A 25,209-nucleotide genomic window follows, 5' to 3' on the forward strand; every position below is an offset into this window, starting at 1 on the left:
CAGACCAACTCAGGGAATGCGAGCGGCTCAAAAGGAGGATGAAGGCGCCGATAAGTCCATCGTTGCGGGCGGAGACACGCCAACCCTAGCGCCCTGAGTTCTGCCAGCGCCTAAGGCGCGAAAATGACTCAAACGTCTTTCATAGGTGACAGTCTAGACCGAACTGCGCGCAATGGAGCCGTCAATTTCCAGCTTAGTGATTTATGCAATGACTGGACTTTGGCGCGAAGTTCATCATATTTAGCTTGAAGCGCATCGTGTTTAGTTCGGAGCGCATCATACTGCGACTGTTGTGCCGCAAGAGCGTCAACCTTTAGTGCTAGAATCCTCACAATCACAGCAAGTTGCTCCTTTGAGAATGAGTATACCTGCGTCGGGGGCTGGGTAGCACGCAATACGTCCCGGTCTCTGACGTACTGCTCAGACGGTTCAACGCGAGCGTTCAGCTTGCTGATTTCGGGCGCCATCCTGTCCCAAAATTGCTCCTGCTCCGACAATGGAGGCCTGATAGAATCCGGCTGTACGTCGGGAACCAGCTCGCAAAAAGCATCAGCTAAGAGGCCCGCCATCGCGCCTCCATGCAAATTCAATTGTCTTTGGATTTCTAACTCCCCATACGTCAGCGAGCGGTTCACGTTGGCTATGGGAGGAGCTAAGAGACTGCCTAAAGGCACACCAAGCCAATCCTCGACAACGGATATAGGTGACGAGCCCGACGAATAATTTGAGATAGTCAAATCAATCGACACGAACGTCTGCAATATATCAATGACTTTATTTACTCGTTTGGGGTATTCACTGTCGTTCAAAAACTCGGGCAATGACTTGGTCAATCCGGAGCGTTTCACAGATTGTTGGTAACCTGAACAGACAAATGAAATTGGGTCGCGGATAAACATGAGGACCTTAAGTTCTGCAGAACGGCTCTGAAGAAACTTGCGCAAATTTGCGACGAATTTGTCATCGAATAAATACTCGAAAATAAATTCGCTGCTAAATAGACAATCTCCCGATGGCTGGAATGAGGGGTCGTTGATCAACTTAGGAAGAATAAACCCGTTTCCTGATGTAATCCGACCCGCGATGGCGGCATCTAGGTCCCTTGGTTCGGGATAATCTATTTGATTGGCCTTAAGTACTTCGATGCTGCGAGCCAAGCTCGACTGAATGTAGCTGGATCCCGTCTTCCCATGACCAATATGAAGTAGGAGCTTCGGCATTTTTTAGGGCAACTATTTTGCTCAGCACATAAGCCAAAATCTGACCGTACAACACCGGCCTCGGCCGAACAATCTCCGGGCAACAGTTCCCAAGCTTCTGGACGATCTGGGCGAGGTCTGTGACGAACTCCCGAGTGTGAACCTAATCAACCTTGCCTAGCGCGCCGAGCCTCGAACTCACGCCTTTGTTCTGCTCTATGCCTTGGCCGTATGGCAGCCGATAATGCCCGCGGAGCCGGTGACGATTATCAGGATAGCCTACCTATCGCATCTGTATACTACGTGCATACCAAACCAACCCCCGTTACCTTCTCCGCGCATCATGGAACTCCACTCGAGAGCCGCGAACTCGATCCTAGGCAATATCGAGCTTTTGCATTGAGGGGACAGAGGAAGGTCCCAAGGAGTTCTCCGAACCTCCAGTTGCTTCGAAGTCAATTTTGGGCTCACAATTACAGATCCTCCAGCAGGCTACTAATGCCCACGCTAATACAACCTTGAGACATTTCTCTATGAGCACAAAGACTGTTTTCGTGCACATCGGCGCCCACAAGACAGCGACCACCTACTTGCAAGCTCTAATGCTAAAGAACAAGCAAGTACTTAAGGAAATCAATATCGATTATTTGGGACGCTGCACATCCAACTCGCATGCACCAGGAGAATCAATTCCGAAAGCTGTTCACCTTTATTTGGATAGCTTCATAAATAACAGCACTATTGAAAATATCATTATTTCTGACGAAGACTTATGCCATAATAGAAATAATATATGTGTGGAATTTGTTAGACGTTATCGCCGCAAGGCTAGGATAAAGGTTATTTGTTACGTACGAGAAATCGTTTCATATTATACTTCATTCTACACCTTCGCTTCTATGTATCTATCGGATTCATCTCTGGAACCAAAGTACAGTAGTTTTATTGAATATTTAGATCGCCAGAAGGCATACGCCTCAACGCACCATCTTCTGCTAGAACTTATAGACATTATAGGAAGAAATAATGTTGTTGTGAGGCCATTTGAAAGAAGACTCTTTCATAATGGCAGCATAGAAAGTGATTTTTTTGGTATAATTGGTTGCAATAATTACCGATTCCAGGGAGTAAGCATACAAAATGCCTCTATCAGCTTGAAAATCGCTGAAAAGCTATATTATGCATTGAGTTTAACTCGCGATATTGCCGTGAGGCGAATAGTAAAAGACCGGATATTGCGCGATCACTCTGACGCTCATGAAGACGCTTCAACCATTACTGTCGCAGAGTTGGATGAAATTTATGCAAGGTACCGATCGTATGAGGAAAAAAATATAGAACTTTTTTTCGGAAATAATAAATATGTGTTCGATAAACAATATACGCACTGGCGTAGCAAAATAGAAGCTTCGAGTCTTGATAGATTTTTGGGACCTAGCGAAAAGAAGTATATTTTTGAGCTTGTATATTCCGCACAAGAAGAAATAACTCGTCAGGCTCGCAATAAGTGCTGAAGCATGCTCGCGCTAAGTGTTGGGGCTGACATCGCTCATCTGCCATTTGATGTCCGCTGTTTGTTGGTTCTGGCGCCAACCGGACGAGTCCACGGCGAACGTCTGAAGATCGGTTTCAGGAGCCAAAGTCTTGACCCCGCCGAGCAGGCTCGCGGTTTAAATTGGAGCCCGCTGGAATGGCTGTTTGATGGGGGCTGGTATCTAGTATCGTGCGTTCAATCGAGGAAATTCCGTAATGTTGTCTTTATCAACATGTAAGAAAGAGCATACCTTGGACGTGTCTGTCTCCTGACTTACATCAAGACAAAGAAAATCTGAGGGTCTATCGCGAAAATACCTAATTATTTCGTTATTTCTGGAAATAAAACTCGATATCATAAAGTCTCTATCATATAGGTCAGCCCAATTTTCGAATACATGACCATTGTTGACTTTTGTAACATGGCGTCGATGTTGTTCAAATACGTAATTATTATGTAAATACTTTGCCCCATGCCAGTAGTCAGGTGACAGATCGTCAACATTGTCAAATCCAAATACGTTTTTGTGAAATTCTAAGAGGCTCTCAAACCACGAGTCGGGATCGCGAATAGTCAGAATGAACTTGCTGTCGGGGAACATTGCATCCAGCGCTACGTACGCGTTCTCTTGTGAAAACGGCAGGTCTTGAAAGGCGTCGTAGTGTTCGACCAAACCTCTCAGAACATCGTATTTGCCCGAGACCAGAACATGGCTTGCAAGCCTCTCTTGAAAAGCTTGGTCGGGCATTCGGAACCCGAGGCCCTTCAAAACTGCTTCCAGGCTTGTTGTGCCTGTCTTATTATAGCCAATACAAAAAATCTTTCCGAAGCTCTGGCGATTGGCATTCTTCTCGCGAAGATAATTAAGTAAGGCTGTCTCATCGCGACCAATAAGACTAGATAAGTCTTTGTCTATGAGACGTTGTTCTCGCCGCTCCCTAAACCTGCGCAACATCAACTCAATACCTCGTGGATGGATACTCCAACAGCAACATGCATCCGACCTAGCACGCTTGCAAGCGCGCTGCGTCCACCGGACTTTCGTTCGCGACTAACCTTTTTGCCCGTCGCGACCTTGACCGATGGTTTGAGTGGATGTGATGCATTTGGATGCGTCGAGCCGAAAAAGCCGTCAGTTCGTGCGAAGCTATAGGGATGAGGGCGTGAGTATAAGGAGATTTGTGCGCGAGCCCGGTTTTCAAATCTCGTGGCGACATTTGTCCGGGTCTACCCGGCGTTCAACGCGGCGGGAGAAGTTCGATGAAGTTTGGAGACTCGACGAAGGCGAAGAGGAAGAGTAGGAGGTCACAACCGTCTCATAGTGTAGCCACCACCATGCGCGACCTCGCCAGCTTCGATGACTTCCTTTCTGCATTCGTGTCACAGCCAAGCTTCAGCTACACGACAATCAAAGATGGTTCTTGGGAACTTCTCGGCGACGCTGATGCCAGGCGACCCGAACGTGTTGCGCGAGACAATTGGTCTGAAGCGGATCGGATTGCGGGGCGGACAGCACTTCTCGAGCCCGGCTTCGTTCCACAGCTAATCCAACTCTTGGAAGCGGCAGCCATCGAGGACGACCCTGCTTTTCACATCGGTTTGGAGCTTTCAGCTTGGCCCTATGACGAGCAAATCCTCAGCGCTCCGTTTTCCCCTCAGCGTTCACAGTCTATCCTTGGCCCCTATTCGAAGATGTTATCTCGATTGTCTGATGGGCTGCTTCTTGAGAAGGCCGTGATGGACGGACGGATCGGCGAGTTTTTTGCGCAGCTGGAGAAGAGGCGGGTCCTCATCGTCGGCCCCGACAACATCGAGGCACTCCGGCAAATCCCGGCACTTAGAAGCGCCGATTTCATCCCCATACATGCTGAGCAGGCGCGCTCCAAGAGGGACGAGACCGAAGACGAGATCGCAGCTTGGCTCGACAGCGACACGGCCTTCGGTGCGGTCGTCCTTATGCAAGCAGGCGCCTTGGCGCCGTACTTCATCTTGCGTCTGCGGTCCCGTTATCCCGAGACACGGTGGGTGGATGGCGGATTGGCGTTTTCAATCGCTACGCCAAGAGATCTATTTTCGCGGCCGTGGGGCCAAGTGTACCGGCGTCAAATCGCACGGTGCCACAATCGACTAATACCGGGCGCTGAGGTACCCGAGACGGCGCGCCTCGACTACGTCGAACGTATCTTTGCCGAAGTCTCCGCCGACTACGCAAAGCTCGAGCCCGTGGAGAAGGACGGCAAGGTTTCGTTCGTTGAACGAAAGTCGCTGGACTTCTCGCGTCAGGCGGAGTTCCTCGAAAGCTCTCGCCGCTACAATCGCTGGGCGAACCGGGGACCGCTCTGGCACACGCTCGGGCGTGCTTACGAAACGCATTTTAGAAACCTATCGGGGAAACGTGTCGTCCCTTGCGCCAACGGAGGCATGGCTCTTACAGCGCTTGCCAACCTTCACGCACGGAAAGCGGGCAACCCGCTGCGATGGTGTGTAAGCGCCTTTGGGTTCGCAAATACGGGCCGTGGTGCACTTTTGGACGCCATCAAGATTGACTGCGACGGGCGGGGAGTTCTTTCGCTCCAAGCATTGCAATCGCTTGATCCGGGAACCTTCGACGGTGTGATCCTCACGAATCCCTTTGGCATGCTGGAGGACTTCAGCCCCTTCACGAGCTGGCAAAAGGAGACAGGCAAGGCCCTACTTGTCGACAATGCCGCGGGGATCAATCCCAACATTCCCGATATCGCCTACCAATCCTTTAGTTTGCATCACACAAAGCCCTATGGATTCGGTGAAGGGGGATTAGCTGTCGTCCCAGAAGACGAGGCGGAAGATTTGCTTCAGCTGCTTGAATATTCGCCAATGCAACAGGGAGCCGAACCGTTCTGGGTGAACAATGGCAAGCTGTCGGAGAACGCTTGCGCGGCGCACCTCGTCCGTCTGGAATCACACCCCGAATGGGCGCCGCTGTATCACATGCAAAGCACACGGATCGGCTTCATCGCCGAGGACGTTGGTCTCGAGCCGCTTCTATCGAGTCACCTCCCGGTGATGAGCCGGCCGTTCCTCGCACCACATCCTGTCCCGATCGAAGCGCTTGCGAACGACCGATTCGTGCTCGGCAAATATTACAAGCCCCTAACCCAACTTCCTCAGGTGGGCTCCATCTTCGATCGGCTAATCAATATTCCAAGTCACCCTGACATGCGTAATGTCGATCGCATGGAGATCGAGGCCGTTCTGGGGTCGGTGCTCTCCAGGTCGAAAGTCTAGCCAACGCGAGCGAGTGGAGCGATCTTCTGCCTGCGCTTCTGAAAAACCCGGTTCCGATTTCAGAGATCGCTTCGCTGCTTAAACCAGCGTTCGACATCAGAGTTGACGGCACAACCGAGGCATGTGTGGCGGCTCTGACGACATTTGGAGCTCCAGTCGACAACGGCCTAGCCTATTGTTCGCTAGCGTCGCCGCGCGTCCACGCCGCCGCGATTGCGAGGCCGTGTACCGTCCTCTGCACGCCGGATAATGCTGGAGCGATCCCGTCATCGACACGTCTGATCACGGCGGACCCGCGCGCCGCATTCATCCGCCTTTCGGAGGAGTTCGCGGCGAGCGACGCGGTGGACTACGAAAGTATGATGATGCAGGTGGCCCCAGCCGTGGGCGGGACGGCGGAGGTGCACGAAACTGCGCTCGTAGAAGAAAACGTGCGCCTGGGCGACGGTGTAAAGGTCGGCGCCGGCGCTATCATACGTCGTGGTACCGTGATCGGCCCGCGCACCGAGGTACGCTCCGGCGCGGTCATCGGCGAGGCTGGAATCGCGGTGCACCTTCAGCTATCGGGGGATGTATTGTCCCAGCCGCATCTTGGCCTGACGGTGATTGGCGAAGACTGCCAGATTGGTGCCAACGCTGTCGTAATGCGTGCGATGCTGGATGAGACGCGGATCGGATCCGGCACTATAGTCGGTAACCTCTGCAACATCGGTCACGGCGCTGCGATTGCCGAAAAAGTATGGATGTCGGTTGGTTGCCTGATTGGGGGACATGCAGTCTTGGATGACGGCGTTACCCTTGGTATGGGCGTGCAGGTCCGCGACAACGTCACACTGGGGTCGGGCACGCAGGTGGGTATGGGAAGCGTCGTACTGCGCAGTGCGCCTCCCGCCTCCAATCTTTTTGGGTCTCCAGCCAAACCAATCCGCGGCCGTCTCACGGCAGGACCTGAGCGATGACCGACTTGCCCCTTGCACCGCCTGCGGTCCCGCTGCCGACAGGCTTTAAGGGAACCCGCAACTATCTACAGAGCGCAGATCTGTGGAACGCCTGTGTGGAAGCGCTCTTTGGCGACGCCGACAAAGCGGACTGGTCGATGCGCATGAATTTTCGTGCCTTGACCGACCAGGCGCCGCTTCTTGTCCCGTTGGACGAGGCACGTGATCGCCCCGGGCGTTTTGCCGAGGTCATCGCAAGCCGCGACGACAGGAGGTTGTCCTATGTCCTTGTCGAGAGCGGCCAGCCGGCGGTAGGGCGATACGAGGACAAGGAGAGCAGCCTAAATTCAGCAGTGCAAATCGATGGGGACGTCGCCCGGTTCGACGGCCCACTCGCCGCGACGCCCATCGAGCTGATTGTCGCCATGACCAAGAAGCTTCACCTCACAAGCGTCGATAAGGATGTTCGCTGGCTGGCAACTCGGCTTGCGCTCCCCGCGGCGATCGGCGACGTCGGCAAAGCGACATATGAGGTGCAGCTAGGGCCGCTCGTCGGTAAGCGCGCGTCACGGTCTACGGTCGCCGTAGACGGCCAAGTGGTTGGGGAAATCGCCTTCAATGCCATCGAGGCCTGAAATGTCCGGTTCCTTCTTGCGTGCCGTTGCTAGTTACGTTCCTCAGACCCGGATCGACAACTTGGAACGGGCCGCTCGGATGAAAACTGGCGAAGAATTCGTCCGAAACAAGATCGGTGCGGTGAGCCTGCCTATCAGAGCCGAAGGCGAGGAGACGTCCGATCTCGCCGTCGCAGCGGTGCGAAAGCTTTTCGAAAAGGGGCTCGATCCGAGCGCGATCGACTTGCTGATCCTCTGCACCCAGAATCCGGACGGACATGGTCTGCCGCACACCTCCGCCATCGTGCACGGGAAACTCGGTCTGCCCGAGACATGCGCGGCTTTCGATATCTCCCTTGGGTGCTCGGGCTATGTCTACGGCCTCACCGTCGTCGACGCGATGCTGCGGGCCGGACACGCGCGTAATGCCGTGCTCGTCACGGCGGATCCATACTCCAAGATCGTCGATCCAGACGACAGGGACACGGCGTTGCTCTTTGGCGATGCCGCGACGGCAAGCTGGATCGTTCCCGCCGAAGCGGGAGGCGGTCTTGATCTCCAGATCGGTGGCGCGCGACTATCGACAATGGGAAAAGATGGGGGCGCTCTCGCGGTCAAGCCCAGCGGGAAGCTTGAAATGCAGGGACGCGCGGTGTTCAACTTCGCCGCTCAGACGGGAACGGCTCAAATCCGAGACCTGCTCGATGAAACAGGGCTTGAACTTGAAGACATAGATCTCTTCCTCCTGCACCAGGGCAGCCGATACATCGTCGAGACGATTGCGCGCAGACTCGGGGTTCCCGCTGGGAAAGTCCCGCTCGGGATCACCGAGAACGGCAATACGGTGTCGTCGTCGATTCCCCTAATGCTCGAGGCTGGTGCGAATCAATCGGCCCGAAGGATCTTGCTCTGCGGATTTGGCGTCGGGCTTTCATGCGCATCGATGGTATTGACGAAGGATCACAATGACTGACGATCACATTTATCAGGGCCTTACGGAGATCCTCGGCGAGATCGCTCCCACCGTGGAGGTTTCCAACGAAAAGCTCGATGCGCCACTCGCCGATCTCGGGCTGGACAGCCTCGATGTTTCCGGCCTCCTGCTCGGCATCGAAGATAAGTTCGATCTCAAGATCTCCGATGAGGAGGCCGAGACTCTGAACTCTCTGCGGGACTATCACGCATTCATTGTGGCGAATGCCTAACCTTGGCGGCTGCGTCGCCTGGGCATCATAGGACGTACCGCCTGCCGAATTGTATCATGGGGGTGGAGGTACGGATCTGGAGACCCCGACTTTCGATGCTATCGGCATGGGGCTCAGCGCCGGGCGGACTCCTCAGACTTCATAGCAATGCTGGCGCCAATCCAATACGACGCCATCTCCGGCGCTAGGACGTGACCGTCTTCTGATATGCTCCAAGATATCTTGTTTTAGTACGAGGTTCACTGAGGTGTTGAGATCGCACTACGACTTTGCGATTGTGGGGGCAGGTCCGGCAGGATCGACGTGCGCCAATGCGCTGCTGCTAGAGGGGGCGTCCAGCGTCATCCTGATCGATCGGGCGCGATTTCCGCGGGACAAGATTTGCGGCGACGGGATCGGCCCCGGGGTCATTACCGTTCTCGAGGCGCTGGACCTCGAACACATCCTCGACGGATACCGCCGCGTCACCCAGATGGTGATGACGAGCCCGCTCGGCGGGCGCATGGCGCTCAACGACAGCGAGATCACGGGGCAGTCGCCGCTCGGCTATGTAATCCGGCGTACGGAGTTTGATCATGCGCTCATGACCGCCGCGGTCGAGCACGGCTGTGCCGACAGGACCGGATGGAGCCTCGAGGGCGCCGAGTACGCGGACGGCCGCTGGCGGCTCGACCTCGCTGAGAGCGAGACGGGGGAGCTATGCTCGCTGACGGCGGACGTTCTGATCGGCGCCGACGGGGCGACGTCGCGGGTGCGGCGTCTCTTGGGCCAGCCCTTCAATCACGACAAGCATGTCTCGGTCTCGATGCGTATCCTCGCGCAAGCAGAGGAGCCGTATTCCGCGAGGCAGGAACTCAACGTGGAGAAGGAGTTGCCCATCCCAGGCTACGCCTGGAACTTCGCGACGGGCTCTGGCACGGTGAATGTCGGCTTTGTTTGCGACACGCCGACCTACAAGGCCGATGGGCGGCACCTGCGGGAGATCCTCGAAACCTACAAGGGCCTGCTGCCGGACACCCTCGCCTACGACGAGGCCACGCGGCACTCGCAAATCCTGCCGCTCGCCTCGCAGATGCCTCCGCTCGCCTACCCCAAGGTTCAGGCGGCGCTCATCGGCGACGCCGCCTCGATGATCAACCCGCTGACGGGCGAGGGCATCTTCTACGGCATGGAGGCAGGGCTCTTGCTGGGACGCGGGCTCGCGCGCGCAGCGAAGACCGAGCAAGTTAGGGCCCGAGCATTGCTGCAGTACGAGCGCGTCTTTCGGCGCACATTCACCGGACACTTCCGCGGCAACTACTACCTCCGGAAGCTCCTCGAGCGGCCGGTGTTATTCGACCGCATGCTTCGAGCGGGGGCGAGAGACCCCAACCTCTGCTGCGATTGCATCGAGTACATGATGGGCAACGAGAGCGGCGTCGGCAGAACGCCGCTCTACCGGCTCGCGCTCCGGACGATGTTTGCCTGACGAGGTACCGCAGTTTTCGCATACGATGGGCTGCTGCGACCCGCTGCTTCAAGAATATCTGGTAGCCTCACGAGTTGGTTCCGATCATCAACAGAGCGCGTCGTCCGTGACATGCAGCCACTCCTGCTACTTCAGCTGCTCACGCTGATCGCAGTCGCGAATGCGATCCCGGTCTTCGCGAAGAAGCTGCTCGGGCCGGCGACGGCGTGGCCGCTGGATGGCGGCGTCACGCTGCCCGATGGCGGGCCTCTGCTCGGTGCATCCAAAACCGCCCGCGGCGTATTGCTTTCGGTCCTCCTGACGCCTGTCGTGGCGCTGTTGATTGGATTGAGTTGGCCTGTCGGCTTGGTGGTCGCGGGAACCGCGATGGCCGGGGATCTCGTGTCGAGCTTCCTGAAGCGGCGCATCGGGCTTCCCCCCAGCAGCCAGGCGATCGGCCTCGATCAAATCCCGGAGGCCCTCTTGCCGCTTCTTGCGGCGCGATGGCTGCTCCCCGTCACAGCTGCCGATGTGTTGGTGGGTACCGCTCTGTTCTTTGTGGGGAGCGTTGTCGTCTCGCGCCTTCTGTTCAAGCTAAACGTGCGGGATACGCCTTACTGATCGGCGCGCCGGAGGCGGTGAAGGGTAATCTCCGGGGGGCAATTGAAGCGGACCGGAACGACGGACGACCCGGCACCCGCCGCCGTATATCCGATCATGCCGTGGTGCCGCCACGCACCGGAGCCCAACGCCCTCGGCAAGACGGCGCTGAGGGTTAAGGGAACGCCGCCGGGTAGGCAGACCTGTCCCCCGTGGGTATGGCCGCTGAGCAGCACATCGAAATCCGCGTGGGCCGCCTGCCGGTAGATCTCCGGTGTGTGCGTCACGAGGACCGAGAAGTCTTCGTGGGGGATGCCGCCGGCGGCCTTCTCGATGTTGTCGGCGCGGTAGAAGTGGGCGTCGTCAACCCCAACGAGATGGATGCGGTCTTCGCCGCGCGTGAGCGTCTCAGCCTCGTTCATGAGCATCCGGATGCCCATCTCCTCCAGTCCGGGGAGCATGCGGACGGTGTCGTGATTGCCGAGGACGCCGTAGACGGGTCCCCGTAGCGCGCCGCACACCCGTCTCGTGCCGTCCAACGCTGCGTCGTACGGCCCCCAGGTCTTGGCTCTGTAGTCACCTGTCAGAAGAGTGATGTCGTAGGTGAGGTCGCCGGCGAGCCTCACCACCTCAGCCATCGCCTTCGCGCTGTACTCCACATGGAGATCGCTGATCTGAAGCATGGTGAAGCCGTCGAACGCCTTCGGGACGTGCGGCGACGAAATCACATTGTGCCTCACGACGACCTTTGTGGCGTTGCGGCGGCCGCGCCAATAGAGCCCGCTGACCATGAGCGCCGCGCGGATGATCGCGGCGCCGATCGGCATGTTCTCGATGTGGAAGAAGTTGATGCCCTGCCCGAAGACTTGCGCCTCGTGGTCGCTCTCGACGCCGAGACGCTGCCGCGCGTGGCGGCGCCCGAGGCGCTGCTCGAGCAGCTTCAGAATTCGGTTCTCTGACATCTGACTTTCTACGTCCATTCGGCGTGCGGCGCGGATCGGTCCGATACGGAGGGGTTAGATAGACACCCTACCAGGAGCGCAGCGAGAGCCACATGAGATTGATCAAAGCAACCGCGGCGCCGCCACCCTCACGGCTCAAATGTCAGCTCAATCCACTTGCTTGCGAGGTGCTCGCGTCCCTCTGGCATTACGCGGAGCTTGATCTGGCGATAGGGCGCCACCCAGGTGCGCCAATAGAATTCACCGACGGTGCCGAAGTCCTTTGTCGTTCCCGAAACATCGAGCACCCCATCGAGGGCGAACGGCCCGTCACCGGCGCGATATTCAACGACGTATTGGCCGGATGGGTCGCCCGTCCATTGCAGACGTGCCCCATCTGCGATGTCGGCGTAGCGCACGGTGCGGCTCGCGCTCGGGGTGGTCCATTCGGGGCGCGCGACGTCGACACTCGTCGAGGGGGATTGATCGGTCCTTGCTCTGCGCCATAGCGACAAGAGCTTCGGCAGAAGCGTCTGGCTCATCGCGGCGACGCGGTCCGGCTCCGCCTCGGCGAGGTCGCTGCGCTCATCCGGATCGGCGTCCAGGTCATACAGGTGCGGCACGGCCGGGCCATCCCTTAGCTGGCGGAGCCGCAATTTCCAGCTGCCTTGAATGAGCGCCGCCTCGAAGCCCGAGGGCTCACTGGGGTTGGCCTCCGTGTAGCCGGACAGACTTGTCGCGGCAAAATAGTAGCCATCATCGGGAGCCTTTTGCCGCGGGGGCAGCCCGAGTTGGCTCCGCAGCATTGGAACGATATCCGTGTGGTCCGTCGCTTCTTCGACCACGGCTCCGCCGCGCTGCCCGGGGCGCCAGATGAACAGCGGCACCCGCAAGATCTCTTCGTGGAGGTGACCGGCGCGGGTGGTCGAGGCGTGACCGACGTTGCCGCGCTCGAAGAGCTCCTCGCCGTGGTCCGCGGTGACAACCAGTATCGTTGTGTCGCGGAGCCCCGACCGATTGAAGAACTCCCAGAACTTCCCGAACCACGCATCGAACTCCGCGACGCCGCCCAGATAGAGTGCCCGCACCGCGGGGATATCGCCGTCTTCGAAGGCGACGGTGCCGGTCGGGATGGTCGACGACGTCTGAACGACGTCAAGTCGGGCGCGTGCTGGGGAGTCGAGCTCTTCAGCAAGCTCGCTATACGGGCCGCGGTATTCTTTGGACGGCGCATAGGGGAGATGGGTATTCAGGTAGTGGTGCCACAGCACGAACGGCTTGCTCGCGTGAGATCGCGCCGCGAGCCAGGCGAAGGGGTCCGTCTTCGGCTCAACCGTTAGACCGAGACTTCGGAAGACGTCGATTGCCATGAAGGATTGGAGGCCCGCGACTTGCCATCCGTTTGCCGATAGATCTTCAAGGAAGACGTCGCGCTCGGCGTCGATCGACTGCCCCCGGGCGTGGACGCCTTGCTCGATTGGCGAGAGCCCCGTCAGGATGCCGATGATATTCGGGGCTGTCCAAGCTGAGATTGCGCGGTGGCTGACGTAGCGGGATCCTTCCGCCGCGGCGCGGAAGAGGTTGGGCATGCGCCCCGGCTCCGCCGTCTCGGCGCGCCAACTCTCCACGGTCAGGAAGATAATGTTCAGCTGGTGAGGTTGCGTGCCGCCGCGCCACCACAGCGCCGCCGCCGCAAGAAGCGCCAGCGCCGCGACAGCAGCCATTGTGCGACGGCGTCTCATCACCGGCGGCAGGTTATTCCCTTTCGGCGGCGTCGACCAGGGGGCCTGCTAGACCCCCTAAGTCTCCTCGTTGGGTGGCGTCAGGCGGCGGCTCTAGAATTGCGATTTGGGTCTCTCAGTCGCGTTATCGGGACGCGGGGTGAGCCGCCGGACGTCGGGGCTCGACGTCGCCTTTACACCTGGCTCCACCCAGCAGCATTCGCCGGCTGCGTGCCGCCAGGTGTAGAAGCCGTAGAGCGCGAACATCAGAACCATCGTGATCAGCCACAGCTGCGTGAGGTAGCCCTCGTGCCCTCGGGCTCCCGGTCTGCTGACGCCCGCGAAGCAGTAGAGGAGGAGCACCGTGAGGAGGTTCGCTGTGAGGATGGGCGCCATCGCGTGGAAGAAGGCTGAAGTCGGGTTCACGGGCGTACCTCCGTGCCCTCGACGCCGTTGTCGCCGCTCTCGGGCAAGTTGGCTGAGCTGCCGATCATGTTGCGCTCGCCGCGCCGGAGGGTCCCCTCCCAGAGGGTCCGCGCTATGGGAAGCGGATCGATCTTGCACCCCCGCCACCAGTTCTCCTCTCTCCCGACGCGGTGGACGTCGCCGTGGTGGAGGGCACAAAGGGGCACCGTGAACTCGTCGCTCACCTTGAGGCTGGTTCCCCTCGATTGCGCGTGGCGGAGGTGGTGGGCGTGCGCCGGCCGCCGGCCGCAGACGACGCAGGGTTGGCTCGCGACGTACCTCAGGTGCTCCTTGTTCCGTATCCGCCGCGGCTCTGCGATCGTGAGGACACTTTTGTCCACCTTGGGGCGGCGCGCCCCGTTGGCTTTGTGCGCCGTCGTTGGAGCCGGCTCCGACGCCCCGGAGTCGCGAGGTGGCTGCGCGAGGGCGACGGCGCACCGCTTGAGGTGCTCCACGAGTTGAGGTGCGGCGCCCGACTTCGTGAGGTGTCCTTGCCGCAGGATGCGGTTCACTGAGCGCACCTCGTCGACGTTACGCTCCCACAGCGCGAAGAGGCTCTCGATGTCGGGGGCGGCGCTCATCGCCTCGCGGAGGGCCTCCACGAAGTCGCTCGGCTTCCCCAGCGTCACCGCCGGCTGCCCATCGAGTGGCTGCAGCGTCCAAGATGGTGGCGTCTCGTCGGCCTCCATCTTCTTGGGTTTCCGGACGCCGCCTTGGTTGGGGTCGTAGAGGGGGAGACCGAAGGGGTTCCCGAATGTCGACAGCGCCCGCTTCGTGGCGTCGGTCTCGGCAGCCTTCAGCGCGAGATCGTGGGCGTCACCCCGGGAGCGCGACCGCCCGGTGCCGCAGCCGGAGCCGTCCCGCACGATGGTAACCTCGGCGGCGCGAACGGAGATCTGCACCTTCGCGGCATACGTCGCAACGAAGAACTCCCCGCTGCTGCCGCTCCAGATGCAGCTGTTGCGGAGCGTCCTCCGATCCCACGCATCGAAGCCAAAGATGCGGTTGGCCTCCGAGATGAGGTGCCACCCCTCAAGGTAGCTTAGTTCTGCGCCGTCGGCGTTCCGCGTCCGGATGTGTTTCGGGTCGAGCTTCGCCCGAAGCTGACGGATTTGGGTGTCGGTGAACGTCATCACTTCGTCCTCACGGTGAGCACCGGCTTCGGGTTGCTGAGTTGCGCTCCCTCGATAGAGGCTCCGCGCTTCAATTCACTCAGGAGAGATTGCCGGTCGAGCTTCGGCGGCTGCGGAACCCAGTAGGGTTCCGGGATGTCGCCCTCTGAGACGACCACGAGGGACGGTGAGCCCGCTCTCGCCGACGCCGTGAAGTCGGGCTGCTCTAATTTGGGGAGGCCGACCTCAGTCATCGCATCGAGGGCGAGCTGACGCTTCTTCTGTGAGCGCACCTCTAGGCGGGTGAGCCTCTGCCGCATCTCCTCGATGCGCACCTTGAGGCCACCTTGAAGCGCCTCGTCTACTAGTGCCGAGCGGACCAGTGCGGCTATCATGTCAGGCAGTTCGGTGATTCCTTCGAGGGTGTCCTGCAATGTCTCGTCGTCCAGCCCAGGAAAGGCCGCAAGCAAGTCAGTCTTTAGCCGCTGATACTGCGAGCATTCCGCAAAGAGCACATTGTGCATTATAGTACTCCAAGTTCCAGTAATGGTACTTTTAGTACCAATACTAAACCTTTTGGTCAATAGAAAATGATACGCACCGCTCAAATCAAAGCGGCTCGGGCTTTGCTCGGCATGGGACAGGAGGAACTGTCGAGGTTGGCGGACGTCGGCATATCGACCCTGAAGCGTATCGAATCTGCACGGGACCTCACCGGTTCCGCACGTACCTTTTGGAAGATACAAAGCGCGCTCGAAACAGCTGGCGTCGAATTCATCAGTGCCGATGGCGAGAAAGGTCCTGGGGTTCGATTGCGGAGCAACATATAGCCTCCCTCAAGCTGCCGCCGGAGGTGCAGTGTTTGACCATCTGGACTGTGGGTCTCCGCGCGCGTGTGTCTCTCGAGAGGGGTTCCACACGTGGTTGGTTTCGCGTTACCGCCAACGGCGCCGCAAGTCGTCGACCGACGTCCTCAGGAGGGCTGGAGCCGGTCCGGTGCCCGCCGCGCAAGCCACTTCATCCCGGCGTCCGGGTCACCAGGGACCCAGTACCTCAGCGTGACAACTTTGCCCTTGGTAAGCCGCTCCTTAGTCGCGAAGTAGCCGCAGATGTTGCGCACCGTTTCGCGCTCCACCGTTGACACGCAGTCGAGACTGCCTATCTCGACGGCGGAGCGGAATTCCGGCTGCTCCCGCATCCATCCCGCAACGGTACGCGGCTCGACTTCGAAGAAGTAGGCGAGGTCCTCCTCGCTCAGCCCGAGCTGGCTAAGCTTTAGGGCTTGGTGCGCAAATTCCGGACGGTACTCCGGGTGGGCATCCTTCGGTGCCCGCTTGGGGTGCAACTTAGACATGGCAGCTCATTAGGCAGCCAGGAGCTCAAGGGTTGCGTGGCGTTGAGGTGTCGCCTGGAGTTCCGTCAGCTGACTGAGCGTCTTCTCGAACGTATTCACGAGGTTGGTCTCGTGGCGCCCCAGCTTGCTTACGGCGTCACCATAATTCGCGTCGTGGATGAGGGACTCCCCCAGCGAGCCTAGTTGGGGGGCGCAGCCGCCGTCCCGCAGATGCCTCCGAAGTCGCCCCAACTCTTCGCACTGAACCTCGCGTGCTCTAAGGACGGCTGCCTCGTAGATCGGCACCCGCCGAAGCCGCCACAAGGTTACCGCGAGGCGTTCCACGAGCTCCATCTCGAGGGCGCAACGCGGCGCGAAGTGTCCGACGAGCTCGGCGCGGAGCAGCTCAAATTCGTGGGCGTCCTCACCGGGGATGACGACGCTGCTGGCCGTCAGCCCGTGCCGCAGCGCATTCATCCGTGAGCGTGCCTTCCCGGCCGCCGTCTTGGGGCCGGTGCTGCGGCGGGCGTTGAGTTGGTTAGCTTCCATCTGTCGATCTGTTGGCAACGGAGTTGCTCCCCCGAAGTTTGTCCCGAGAGTGCATTTTGTATCTATTTTGTTCTTCGGTCGATCAGAGCGCCGAGAGATACTTCCGATGTTGGTGCCCCCACATCGAGGCACCCTAATAACTACTAGTTGTACTTGTCGCTGACTTGCGTCTCGGGGCGGCCGTCTCGCAAAACGAACCCAAATTTGTTGAGTGAAATCAGCGCCCCGAGGCGAGGCGGGCGACGTGGTCCCCGATCGCGAGCGACGACGTGAGCCCGGGGGAGTCGATGCCGTAGAGGGCGACGTAGCCGCGGTGCCCCGTCTCGCGGGGCCCCTGGATGACGAAGTCCGCCGCGGGCTCCCCCGGGCCGTAGGTGCGGGGACGGATGCCGGCGTAGTCGGGCTCCAGCGAGCCGTCCGGGAGACCCGGCCAGTAGCGGCGGATGGCGCCGTAGAACGCCGCGCCGCGGCTGGGGTCGACGCGGTAGTCGACATCCTCGACCCACTCGACATCGGGGCCGAAGCGCACCTGTCCGCCGAGATCGAAGGTGAGGTGGGTGCCGAGGCCACCTTCAGGTGGCACGGGGTAGATCAGGTGACGGAAGGGCGCCCGGCCTGTCAGGGTGAAGTAGCAGCCCTTGGCGAGGTAGCGGGGCGGGATGGTCGAGGGGTCGAGACCGGTAAGGTTCCGTGAGAGCTCCCAGGCGCTGAGCCCCGCGGCATTGATGACCAGCCGGGTTTCGATCTCGGTGGGGTCGTCGCCGCCGATGCTCAGCCGAGTTGCTCCGCCTTCGAGTGATCCGCCAACAAGTGAGCCACCGAGGACCGGCGCCGCGCATTGCACCAGCGCACCGGCGTTCTCGGCGTCTCCCTGGTAGGCCAGCATGAGGGCGTGCCCGTCGACGATGCCGGTTGACCCGGAATGAAGCGCCCGCGTGCCCGCTAGGGCGGGTTCCAGCTCTTCGAGGCGCGATCTGTCGATCAGCTCGACTGCCTCGACCCCGTTGGCGAGGGCGCGCTGATGGAGTGCCCCGAGCGCAGGGACTTCTTCGTCGTTTGCCGCCACGACGAGTTTGCCGCAACGGCTGTGGGGAACGCCGCGCTCCTCGCAATATCGGTACAGCGCGCGGCGCCCTTCGACACAGAATTTCGCGCGCAGACTGCCCGAGGGGTAGTAGAGGCCGGCATGGATGACTTCGCTGTTGCGCGAGGATGTCTCCTGGCCGATGCCGGAGCCGCGCTCCAGAACCAGAACCTCACGGCCGGTCAGTGCGAGGGCACGCGCGATGGCGAGCCCGACGACCCCTGCGCCGACGACCGTTGTCTCAACTTTGTCCAGAGGGGCGTCCATCGGTGCCGCGCGCGGAAGCTACCAGAGCCGTCTCTGCGCCGCGCCCTTGCAGGGTTTCTGCATACCGATCGTGTGCTTGGGGCGCGCCACCTTCTCGAACATCTTCATGTCGACGCGCCTGAACGGCTTGTAGCGGTTGCTGCAGATGTGGCTCTCGGCAACACGGGGGGCGTACTCGATAAGCAGCGGACGCGCGCCGTCGAATTCATTGTTCTGGATCTGGACGCGCGAGATGCGCGCCTTCTTGCCGGCGATGATGATGCCGCCGCCTTCGTTGTTGACGAAGACCGAGCTCTCGATGCGGACATCCGTGATCTTCTGATGCGGCTTGTCGGGCTCGAGGTCGATGCCCGCGCCGGGGCGCGTGCCGCGCGTGTCCCGGAACACCGATCGCGACACCAAGATGCGGTTCCCTGCGACGATGGACAGGCCTTGCCGCCGGTTGTTCTCGGCGATGACCGAGCAGAAGGAAATGTCGTCGCCGTTTCCGACATAGAAGCCGTCGCCCCACATGTTGCGGGCGCGGACATCCGAGATCGTTATGCGCTGGGCCAGGTTGTTGCCGATAAAGACGCCCATGCCCCATTCACCGCCGCGGCCCTTGTGGTTCTGGCGATCGCCCTGGAGCGTGCCCCCGATGACGTTGACGTCTTCGGCGTTGGCGATCTTCAGAACCGCGTAGCGCGCCACGGCGGTCGGAAACATCTTGATCGTGGCGCCCTTGGCCATCCGCAGCGTCATCTTGCTCTTGAGCGCCAGATTGCGGTTCCGTTCGGCGCGGACCATGTAGGTCCCGGCAGGGAGATAGACGGTGCCGCCCGTGCCGGCGACCTTGTCGATGGCGCGCTGGATGGCCTTCGTATCGTCGGTACGGCCATCGCCCCTCGCGCCGGTCGTCTTGACGTTCACTGTCAGCTTGGACGTGGGGCGCGCGTTGCAGCCCTTGTAGGGCGCAGCGTCAGCCTGGCCGAACGGCAGGATGGCCAGGGAGAAAATCAGAAGGGCGCTTATCCGAACAAGACTGGTCAAGGCTGTCTGTGGTGATCCCTCTTATGCACTGACGAGCATTTAACACGCTCGACCCTGAATATGACATGAACACCGCTCCTTCGGTGGTGGTTCCCCCTCGAAACGGCACAAATGGCGCGTTGCGGCCCTTTTCGGCTAGGCCACCGCTTTGCGAATCACTTCAGCGACCCGACGTGCGTCGTCGTCGGGCAGGTAGGGATGCATCGGCAGGCTCATGACCTGATGGCAGATGGTCTCGCTGATCGGCAGAGAGCCCTCGCCGCCGCCATAGGGTGCGTAGGGCGCCTGAAGGTGCATCGGCTTGGGATAGTAGATGGCCGACGGGATCCCGGCTTCGTTGAGCGCCGCCTGGATGTCGGCGCGCCGGTCGGTCTTGATGGTGTATTGCGCCCAGGCCGACTGCCGCCCCGGGATGCGCTTCGGAACCGTCACCGCGTCCTTGAGTTCTTCGTCGTAAATGGATGCGAGGTGATCGCGTGCCGCCAGCTCATCGTCGAGGATCGGCAGTTTCACCGAGAGGATCGCCGCCTGGATGCTGTCGAGACGGCCGTTGATGCCGATACGGGCGATCTCGTAGCGGTCGGCGCCCTGGCCGTGCACGCGGATCGACTTTAGGAGCTCGGCGAGTTCGTCGTCGTCGGTCATGATGGCGCCGCCGTCCCCGTAGCAACCGAGCGGCTTCGCCGGGAAGAAGCTGGTGCAGCTCACATGCGCGAGCGAACCGACGCGCTTGCCATCATAGACCCCGCCGAAGGACTGCGCCGCGTCGTCGATCAGATGCAGGTTCTCGCGATCAGCCAACGTGTTGAGTTCGTCCCAATCCGCGGGCAACCCGAAGAGATCCACGGCGAGGATCGCCTTCGGCGTCAGCTTACCGTCCGCTCGGGTCGCGGCGATCTTTGCGTCGAGATCGGCGAGATCGAGATTGAAGCTGTCTTCCTCGACATCGACGAACACGGGCGAGGCGCCGACGAGGATGATTGCCTCGGCGCTGGCCGTGAAGGTGAAGGACGGCACGAACACCGCGTCGCCCGGCCCGATGCCGTAGGCGATCAGCGGCATGATGATCGCGTCGGTGCCGCTGGAGCACGAGATCGCATGACGGACGCCGCAATATTCGGCGAGCTCGCTTTCAAGCTTCGTGACTGCCGGGCCGAGAATGTAGCGGCCGTCGTCGAGAACATCCTGGATCGCGTCGGCGATTTGCGGCTTCAGCCGCGCATATTGTGTCTTCAAGTCGACAAAGGGGACGCCCGACATCAATCTTCCTTCTCATCTCTGTGCTGCGGTTCCCGGCTCTCGAAGTCGAGCGTCTGGGCAGCGCTTTCCCTATCCAAGTCGGGAGGCGTCGGCAAGGGGACGCATCAACACGACGCAGCACGCCATAGTTGACCTGCAACGGCCCCTTGGATGGGCAAACGCGCCACGTTCAGACTGGGTTCAGGTCGGGACCTCCACCTTGGGCGCCAATATGGTCTCCCGAGCCGAGCGGTGGGGCCGTGGAGGTCTTGATGAACCGCTTGCTCATGGTTTGCGTGATGGCGATCGCCTCGATCGCCGGCGGCACGCTGGTTTCCGGCAAGGCGAACGCGGGCGGACCAGCCGCCCCCTACGCCGCAGCCGATTTTCAGATTGACGAGTTTTACGATGCCCTTGCGCCGTATGGCGATTGGGTCGCCGACGAGCGTTTCGGGTATGTTTGGTACCCGAACGCGGTCCAGCAGGGCTGGCGCCCCTACACGGTCGGCAATTGGGTCTATACCGACGAACACGGCTGGTATTGGGATTCGCCCGAACCGTTCGCCTGGGCCGTCTATCACTACGGGCGCTGGGGCTACGATGCTGAGTACGGCTGGTACTGGGTTCCCGGCGATACGTGGTCACCGGCCTGGGTGCAGTGGCGCTATAGCGACGACTATGTCGGTTGGGCCCCCGAGACCCCGGTCAGGACCGTGGGTTATGGCGGCTACGGCGCACCGTACGGCGGCTACCAGAACTACGGCTACAACGACGGACTGTCCTATTTCGGCCTCGGCCTGTCGTCCGGCGGCCTCGGGTTCTCCGTCGAGAGCTACGACGGCTACGACGATTACGGCTATGGCTACGGCTATGGAGCACCTCGGCGTTACGCGCCGCGCGCCTACGCCCCCGTAGCCGACGCCTGGACGTTCGTCCGGCCTCGCTACCTCGCCTCACCGGCGGTGCGGAGCTACGCGGTTCCGCGCACGAGCATCTCGCTGGTGTTCAATTCGACGAAGACCGTGTACCGGCCGCATTACCGGAACGGGGCCATCTACAACGAGGGCTTCCCTCGCGCGAATTGGTCCAGGGTCACGCGGCGGCACCTCGAGCCGTATCGCGTCCACCGGGCCGCCCACAGGCCTGGCCCCAACAGAGGCCGTGCCTATGGCCGTGGCAACCGGGACCTTTATGTCTACGCGCCTCGGGTCAAAAAGAACGCAGGGCCGCGCCGTCCGCCGAAAAAGGTGGCCCAGAAGTCCACGCGCCGGAAGGTTGCCGCCCATCAGGGGCGTGGAGGGGCTTCTGCCCGCAGGAACGGGCCGCGCCATGTCGCCCCGAGCCAATCGCGGTTGACGCCCTTCGAACGGGCCGCAGCGGTCAAGCCCTCCTACGTCCAGCGGAAGCAGCTCGAGGAGCAACGCCGCCGCCCGCCGGCCGCGCGGCCCCACCAAGGCAGCAAGCCCAAGCAGGGCGCTTCAAAGGCAGCTAACGCCAGGCCAAAGCCCAAGGCCAAGCCCAACAATGCGCGGCGGCAGGCGAATGGGCGCCCGCAACAAGCCAATCGCGGTCCCGGGCGGGGTCCCCGAGACGGCGATGGCGCCCGAGGCGCGCGCAGTCCGCAGAACGGGCCGGCCGACCGCCGCCATGCCAGCCGCAAGCCGGACGGCGCGGGCGGCTCGCAGGCCCGGCGCGGCCCCGACCGGCGCCCCGATGCACGTACCCGTCCGAGCGGACCGCCGCAGGGCCGCGGTACGACGGCTAATAAGCCCGATGGCACAGGCCGTCAGGGGGGTGGACCGCAGAGCAAGCAGCGCCCCGGTCCGAAACCCCAGGCGAACAAGCCCTCGGAAAACCAGGCCCACGCCAATAGACCGCCTGCACCGAGGCCGCAGGCGAAACGGCCTCCGGCAAAGGGGCCTGAGGCGCGGAAGGCTCCGGCAAAGCAGGCGCATGCCAACAGGCCGCCTGCACCGCGTCCGCAGATGAAGCGGCCGCCGGCGGGGCGCGATGCTGCCAGTAGGCTGCAAGGACCGAGGCCTCAGGCGCAGCGGCCACCGACGAAGAGACCCGAGGCCCGGAGACCTGCGCCGAAGCAGGCCCACGCCAACAGGCCTCCGGCGCCGAGACCTCAAGCCAAACGGCGTCCGGCACCAAAGCCGCAGGCGAAACGGCCTCCTGCAGGGAGGGAAGCCGCCCACAGCAAGCCGCGGGGACCGATGCCGCAGGCGCGGAAATCCCCTCCGAAGAAAGTGCAAGCCCAGCGGCCGCAGGGCCCGAGACCCCAAGCGATGAAAGCGGCGCCCAAGAGGCCTCAGGCCAAGAGGCCGCAGCAGACAAGGCCTCAGGCCAAAAGACCGCAGCAGGCGAGGCCTCAGGCGAAACGGCCTGCCGCACGGAACGCCCAGGCCCCACGGCCACGGGCGCAACAGCCGCAAAACAGGAAGTCGAAAGGCAAGAAGTCAAAAGACAGGTCGCGCAGGTCCTAGCCGCGTCGCGAAAGGCTTCTGTTCGCGACGGCTTTCGGGTCAGTCGCCTGAAAGCTGACCCGGCTGCAACGGCTTCTCCCGGCGGCAGGTCGCCATAAGGTTCATGCCACCACACACGGCCTTCGCTTTCCAATAGTCGAAATCCGGGTCGTCGACAGGATCATCGCAAACCTCGGACACGGGGTTCTCCGCCGCCCGCTTCAACGAGCAATAGCGCCAGCTCTTCCTGTCCTTGTCATCGACGATGTAGAGGCGGCAGTAGCCGTCCTTCGGCACCTGCACGTCGAGTTTGTGCCGCCAGACCTTGCCTGCGTCGGTCTCCACTTCCTCGATGAAGCAGCCGTTGACGCCGTCGCGACGCTCGGCCTGGGCCGGCATCGCGCCGAGCATGACGCAGGCGGCCGCTGCGGCCAAGAGGCGGACATTGGAACGCATCGGGCGAACGGTCGCCATGAGGTTGTTCTCCCTAGAACGAGCCTAGTTTGGAACGGCTCTGGTTTGATTGGTGTCACCATGCGGATCGGTGACCCGAATGTCGGCCTTATGACTGTTCGGTGCAAGTTTCCACAAAATCATGGGGTCGCGATGGCACGTGGATTGCGGTAGGTCATGTTTTGTCTCCCGTTCCTAGTGGGGTAGCATCGCGCCACACGGATTGGGTCAAGCTGTGCAAGAGGGGTCGAATGGGTCAGTGGGGTCGTGTTGCGGGGATGAGCAAGGCGCTACTGCTACTTGCGCTGCCTCTTTTCTTGAGTGCCTGCTCCGACGGCAAAGAGACCGGAAAGGCGAACGAACCTCTTCCGGGCATCGTGGCGGAGGTGGTCACGGAGAAAGAGGTCAGCGACGAGACCACGTTCGTCGGCCAGACGCGGTCCTCTCAAAGCGTGGACATTCAAGCGCGCGTCAAGGGCACGCTCCTGGAGCGGCCCTTCGAGGAAGGGCGCCAGGTCAAGGAAGGCGCCGTTCTCTACAAGATCGATCCGTCGCAATTCGAAGCGGATCTCCTTTCGGCCCAAGCGACCCTGGCCAAGGCGCAAGCCAGCTCCGACGAGAAGAACCTCACCCTCGCGCGCTACCAAGCCTTGGTCGACAAGAACAGCCCTGGCGTCAGCGAGGCGCAATACGACATTGCCTTGTCCCAGGCCAAGCAGGCGGACGCAGAAGTTAGTGCCGGCAAGGCCGACGTCGCCAACGCCAAGCTCAACCTCGGCTATGCGACCATCACCTCGCCCCTTGATGGCCGGGCCGGCATCTCGGCGGTCGATGTGGGCAACATCATCGGGCCTGAAAGCGGCGTGCTCGTCACGGTGGTCGCGCTGGACCCGATCGAGGTGGACTTCTCGATCGGGGAACGCATCTACCTGAACTACGTGGAGGCGAGGGAAGCCGGTACGGCGAAAGACTTCACGCCGCGGATTCGGCTGGCGGACGGCAAGCTCTATCCGCACAAGGGCAAGGTCTATGTCGTCAACAACGAGGTCGACCCGACGACAGGCACCATCGCCATCCGTTTGAAGTTCCCGAACCCGGACCGCCTTCTGTTGCCGGGGCAGTATGTCACCGTCCTTCTGACGGACGCGAAACCCGACAAGCAGGTCGTTGTTCCGCAGGCCGCCGTTCAGCAGAATCAGTCCGGGCCATTTGTTCTTGTCGTCGACAGCAGCGATCAAGTGCAGTCGCGCGCCATCAAGACCGGTCAGCGCGTGGGCACGGGGATTGTCGTGACGGAGGGTTTGGTTCCAGGTCAGACGATCGTCGTCGAGGGCATCCAGAAGGTGAGGCCGGGCGCGAAGGTCAAAGTGACCTATCAGAACCCCTCCGGAACGGCTCAGAATGTCGACAGCAAGCCTACAGCTGATAGCACCGGCGATGGCGTCGGTCAGTCGTCGGAGGAGCAAGGCACGTCCGGGGATACGGATTCCGGTGCGACCGGCGCCGATAAGTCCAGCGGCGCAGAAGCCAAGGACTCCAAACCCGAGGTCGCCAAGCCGGGGGACTCGAAGCCCAAGGACGCCAAACCGGAGACGACCTCGAAGCCGTCCGATGAGCCACAAGCCAAGCAAGACGACACGGCTAAGGATGCGGAAGGCAAGGATAAGGATGCCGCGCCCGCTTCCTCGTCCGATGCCGGCAAGGATGAAAAGACGGACACGAACACGGAGGCGAAGCAGTAGAC

General features: G+C 60.9%; 24 protein-coding genes. 11 read left to right on the top strand and 13 right to left on the bottom strand.

The window, feature by feature from the left end; genetic code table 11:
- Positions 1-128 precede the first annotated feature (128 nt).
- Complete coding sequence (locus tag DCY11_RS08220; protein ID WP_108682482.1) at positions 129-1,220, bottom strand: hypothetical protein; 1,092 nt, start codon at positions 1,218-1,220, stop codon at positions 129-131.
- 512 nt (positions 1,221-1,732) lie between these two features.
- Here DCY11_RS08220 and DCY11_RS15505 point away from each other — a divergent pair.
- A complete protein-coding gene (locus DCY11_RS15505; protein ID WP_159079886.1) occupies positions 1,733-2,713 on the top strand; it encodes a hypothetical protein in 981 nt (326 codons plus the stop codon).
- Positions 2,714-2,914: 201 nt separating this feature from the next.
- On the opposite strand, the gene DCY11_RS15510 is transcribed toward DCY11_RS15505, so the two are convergent.
- Entirely contained in the window at positions 2,915-3,688 is a 774-nt protein-coding gene (locus tag DCY11_RS15510; protein WP_159079887.1) for a sulfotransferase, read from the bottom strand.
- 380 nt (positions 3,689-4,068) lie between these two features.
- Here DCY11_RS15510 and DCY11_RS08230 point away from each other — a divergent pair, with 380 nt between their 5' ends.
- The 7 genes from DCY11_RS08230 (at position 4,069) to DCY11_RS08260 (ending at position 10,825) form a co-directional block, all read left to right on the top strand.
- Positions 4,069-6,000, top strand: coding sequence for a DegT/DnrJ/EryC1/StrS family aminotransferase (locus tag DCY11_RS08230; protein ID WP_159079888.1), 1,932 nt, complete (start codon positions 4,069-4,071; stop codon positions 5,998-6,000).
- A gap of 344 nt (positions 6,001-6,344) precedes the next feature.
- The gene (locus tag DCY11_RS08235) at positions 6,345-6,959 is read left to right on the top strand and encodes a DapH/DapD/GlmU-related protein (RefSeq protein WP_159079889.1); all 615 of its coding nucleotides are present in this window, start codon (positions 6,345-6,347) and stop codon (positions 6,957-6,959) included.
- Positions 6,956-7,573, top strand: a complete 618-nt coding sequence (locus DCY11_RS08240; RefSeq protein ID WP_108682486.1) for a hypothetical protein — start codon at positions 6,956-6,958, stop codon at positions 7,571-7,573. Before DCY11_RS08235 ends, DCY11_RS08240 begins: the two co-directional genes overlap by 4 nt.
- Positions 7,574-7,652: 79 nt before the next feature.
- The gene (locus DCY11_RS08245) at positions 7,653-8,525 is read left to right on the top strand and encodes a ketoacyl-ACP synthase III (RefSeq protein ID WP_208430433.1); all 873 of its coding nucleotides are present in this window, start codon (positions 7,653-7,655) and stop codon (positions 8,523-8,525) included.
- Positions 8,518-8,757: a phosphopantetheine-binding protein gene (locus tag DCY11_RS08250; RefSeq protein WP_108682488.1), complete on the top strand. Its 240-nt coding sequence runs from the start codon at positions 8,518-8,520 to the stop codon at positions 8,755-8,757. The genes DCY11_RS08245 and DCY11_RS08250 overlap by 8 nt, the downstream gene beginning before the upstream one ends.
- A gap of 247 nt (positions 8,758-9,004) precedes the next feature.
- Positions 9,005-10,225 (top strand): NAD(P)/FAD-dependent oxidoreductase, encoded by a 1,221-nt coding sequence (locus tag DCY11_RS08255; protein ID WP_159079890.1) that lies wholly within the window; start codon positions 9,005-9,007, stop codon positions 10,223-10,225.
- A gap of 111 nt (positions 10,226-10,336) precedes the next feature.
- On the top strand, positions 10,337-10,825 hold the full coding sequence (locus DCY11_RS08260) for a CDP-archaeol synthase (RefSeq protein WP_108682490.1): 489 nt from the start codon (positions 10,337-10,339) through the stop codon (positions 10,823-10,825).
- Here the strand turns inward: DCY11_RS08260 and DCY11_RS08265 are convergent.
- From DCY11_RS08265 to DCY11_RS08290, 5 genes are all read right to left on the bottom strand, one after another.
- Positions 10,819-11,766, bottom strand: coding sequence for a metallophosphoesterase (locus DCY11_RS08265; protein ID WP_108683743.1), 948 nt, complete (start codon positions 11,764-11,766; stop codon positions 10,819-10,821). The two genes, DCY11_RS08260 and DCY11_RS08265, sit on opposite strands and share 7 nt — an antisense overlap.
- Before the next feature lie 128 nt (positions 11,767-11,894).
- Positions 11,895-13,469: a sulfatase-like hydrolase/transferase gene (locus DCY11_RS08270; RefSeq protein ID WP_159079891.1), complete on the bottom strand. Its 1,575-nt coding sequence runs from the start codon at positions 13,467-13,469 to the stop codon at positions 11,895-11,897.
- Positions 13,470-13,580: 111 nt separating this feature from the next.
- Positions 13,581-13,892, bottom strand: coding sequence for a hypothetical protein (locus DCY11_RS08275; RefSeq protein ID WP_159079892.1), 312 nt, complete (start codon positions 13,890-13,892; stop codon positions 13,581-13,583).
- Positions 13,889-15,064 carry a Rad52/Rad22 family DNA repair protein gene (locus DCY11_RS15745; protein ID WP_208430434.1) on the bottom strand — a complete coding sequence of 392 codons (1,176 nt, stop codon included), beginning with the start codon at positions 15,062-15,064 and terminating at the stop codon, positions 13,889-13,891. Before DCY11_RS15745 ends, DCY11_RS08275 begins: the two co-directional genes overlap by 4 nt.
- Positions 15,064-15,567, bottom strand: coding sequence for a siphovirus Gp157 family protein (locus DCY11_RS08290; protein WP_108682493.1), 504 nt, complete (start codon positions 15,565-15,567; stop codon positions 15,064-15,066). Before DCY11_RS08290 ends, DCY11_RS15745 begins: the two co-directional genes overlap by 1 nt.
- Positions 15,568-15,678: 111 nt before the next feature.
- Here DCY11_RS08290 and DCY11_RS08295 point away from each other — a divergent pair, with 111 nt between their 5' ends.
- Positions 15,679-15,873, top strand: coding sequence for a transcriptional regulator (locus DCY11_RS08295; RefSeq protein ID WP_245409315.1), 195 nt, complete (start codon positions 15,679-15,681; stop codon positions 15,871-15,873).
- Positions 15,874-16,016: 143 nt separating this feature from the next.
- On the opposite strand, the gene DCY11_RS08300 is transcribed toward DCY11_RS08295, so the two are convergent.
- The 5 genes from DCY11_RS08300 to DCY11_RS08320 form a co-directional block, all read right to left on the bottom strand.
- A complete protein-coding gene (locus DCY11_RS08300) occupies positions 16,017-16,397 on the bottom strand; it encodes a hypothetical protein (RefSeq protein ID WP_108682495.1) in 381 nt (126 codons plus the stop codon).
- 9 nt (positions 16,398-16,406) lie between these two features.
- Positions 16,407-16,925, bottom strand: coding sequence for a hypothetical protein (locus tag DCY11_RS08305; protein WP_108682496.1), 519 nt, complete (start codon positions 16,923-16,925; stop codon positions 16,407-16,409).
- A gap of 217 nt (positions 16,926-17,142) precedes the next feature.
- Complete coding sequence (locus tag DCY11_RS08310; protein WP_245409316.1) at positions 17,143-18,276, bottom strand: NAD(P)/FAD-dependent oxidoreductase; 1,134 nt, start codon at positions 18,274-18,276, stop codon at positions 17,143-17,145.
- Positions 18,277-18,294: 18 nt separating this feature from the next.
- Entirely contained in the window at positions 18,295-19,305 is a 1,011-nt protein-coding gene (locus DCY11_RS08315) for a glycosyl hydrolase family 28-related protein (RefSeq protein ID WP_108682497.1), read from the bottom strand.
- Between the two features lie 135 nt (positions 19,306-19,440).
- A complete protein-coding gene (locus DCY11_RS08320; protein ID WP_108682498.1) occupies positions 19,441-20,565 on the bottom strand; it encodes a DegT/DnrJ/EryC1/StrS aminotransferase family protein in 1,125 nt (374 codons plus the stop codon).
- 251 nt (positions 20,566-20,816) lie between these two features.
- On the opposite strand from DCY11_RS08320, the gene DCY11_RS08325 reads away from it, so the two are divergent.
- On the top strand, positions 20,817-23,033 hold the full coding sequence (locus DCY11_RS08325) for a DUF6600 domain-containing protein (RefSeq protein ID WP_159079893.1): 2,217 nt from the start codon (positions 20,817-20,819) through the stop codon (positions 23,031-23,033).
- Positions 23,034-23,072: 39 nt separating this feature from the next.
- On the opposite strand, the gene DCY11_RS08330 is transcribed toward DCY11_RS08325, so the two are convergent.
- Complete coding sequence (locus tag DCY11_RS08330; RefSeq protein ID WP_108682500.1) at positions 23,073-23,486, bottom strand: hypothetical protein; 414 nt, start codon at positions 23,484-23,486, stop codon at positions 23,073-23,075.
- Positions 23,487-23,716: 230 nt separating this feature from the next.
- On the opposite strand from DCY11_RS08330, the gene DCY11_RS08335 reads away from it, so the two are divergent.
- Positions 23,717-25,207: an efflux RND transporter periplasmic adaptor subunit gene (locus DCY11_RS08335; RefSeq protein WP_108682501.1), complete on the top strand. Its 1,491-nt coding sequence runs from the start codon at positions 23,717-23,719 to the stop codon at positions 25,205-25,207.
- Positions 25,208-25,209 lie beyond the last annotated feature (2 nt).

Source organism: Methyloceanibacter sp. wino2 (assembly GCF_003071365.1).
GTDB lineage: Bacteria > Pseudomonadota > Alphaproteobacteria > Rhizobiales > Methyloligellaceae > Methyloceanibacter.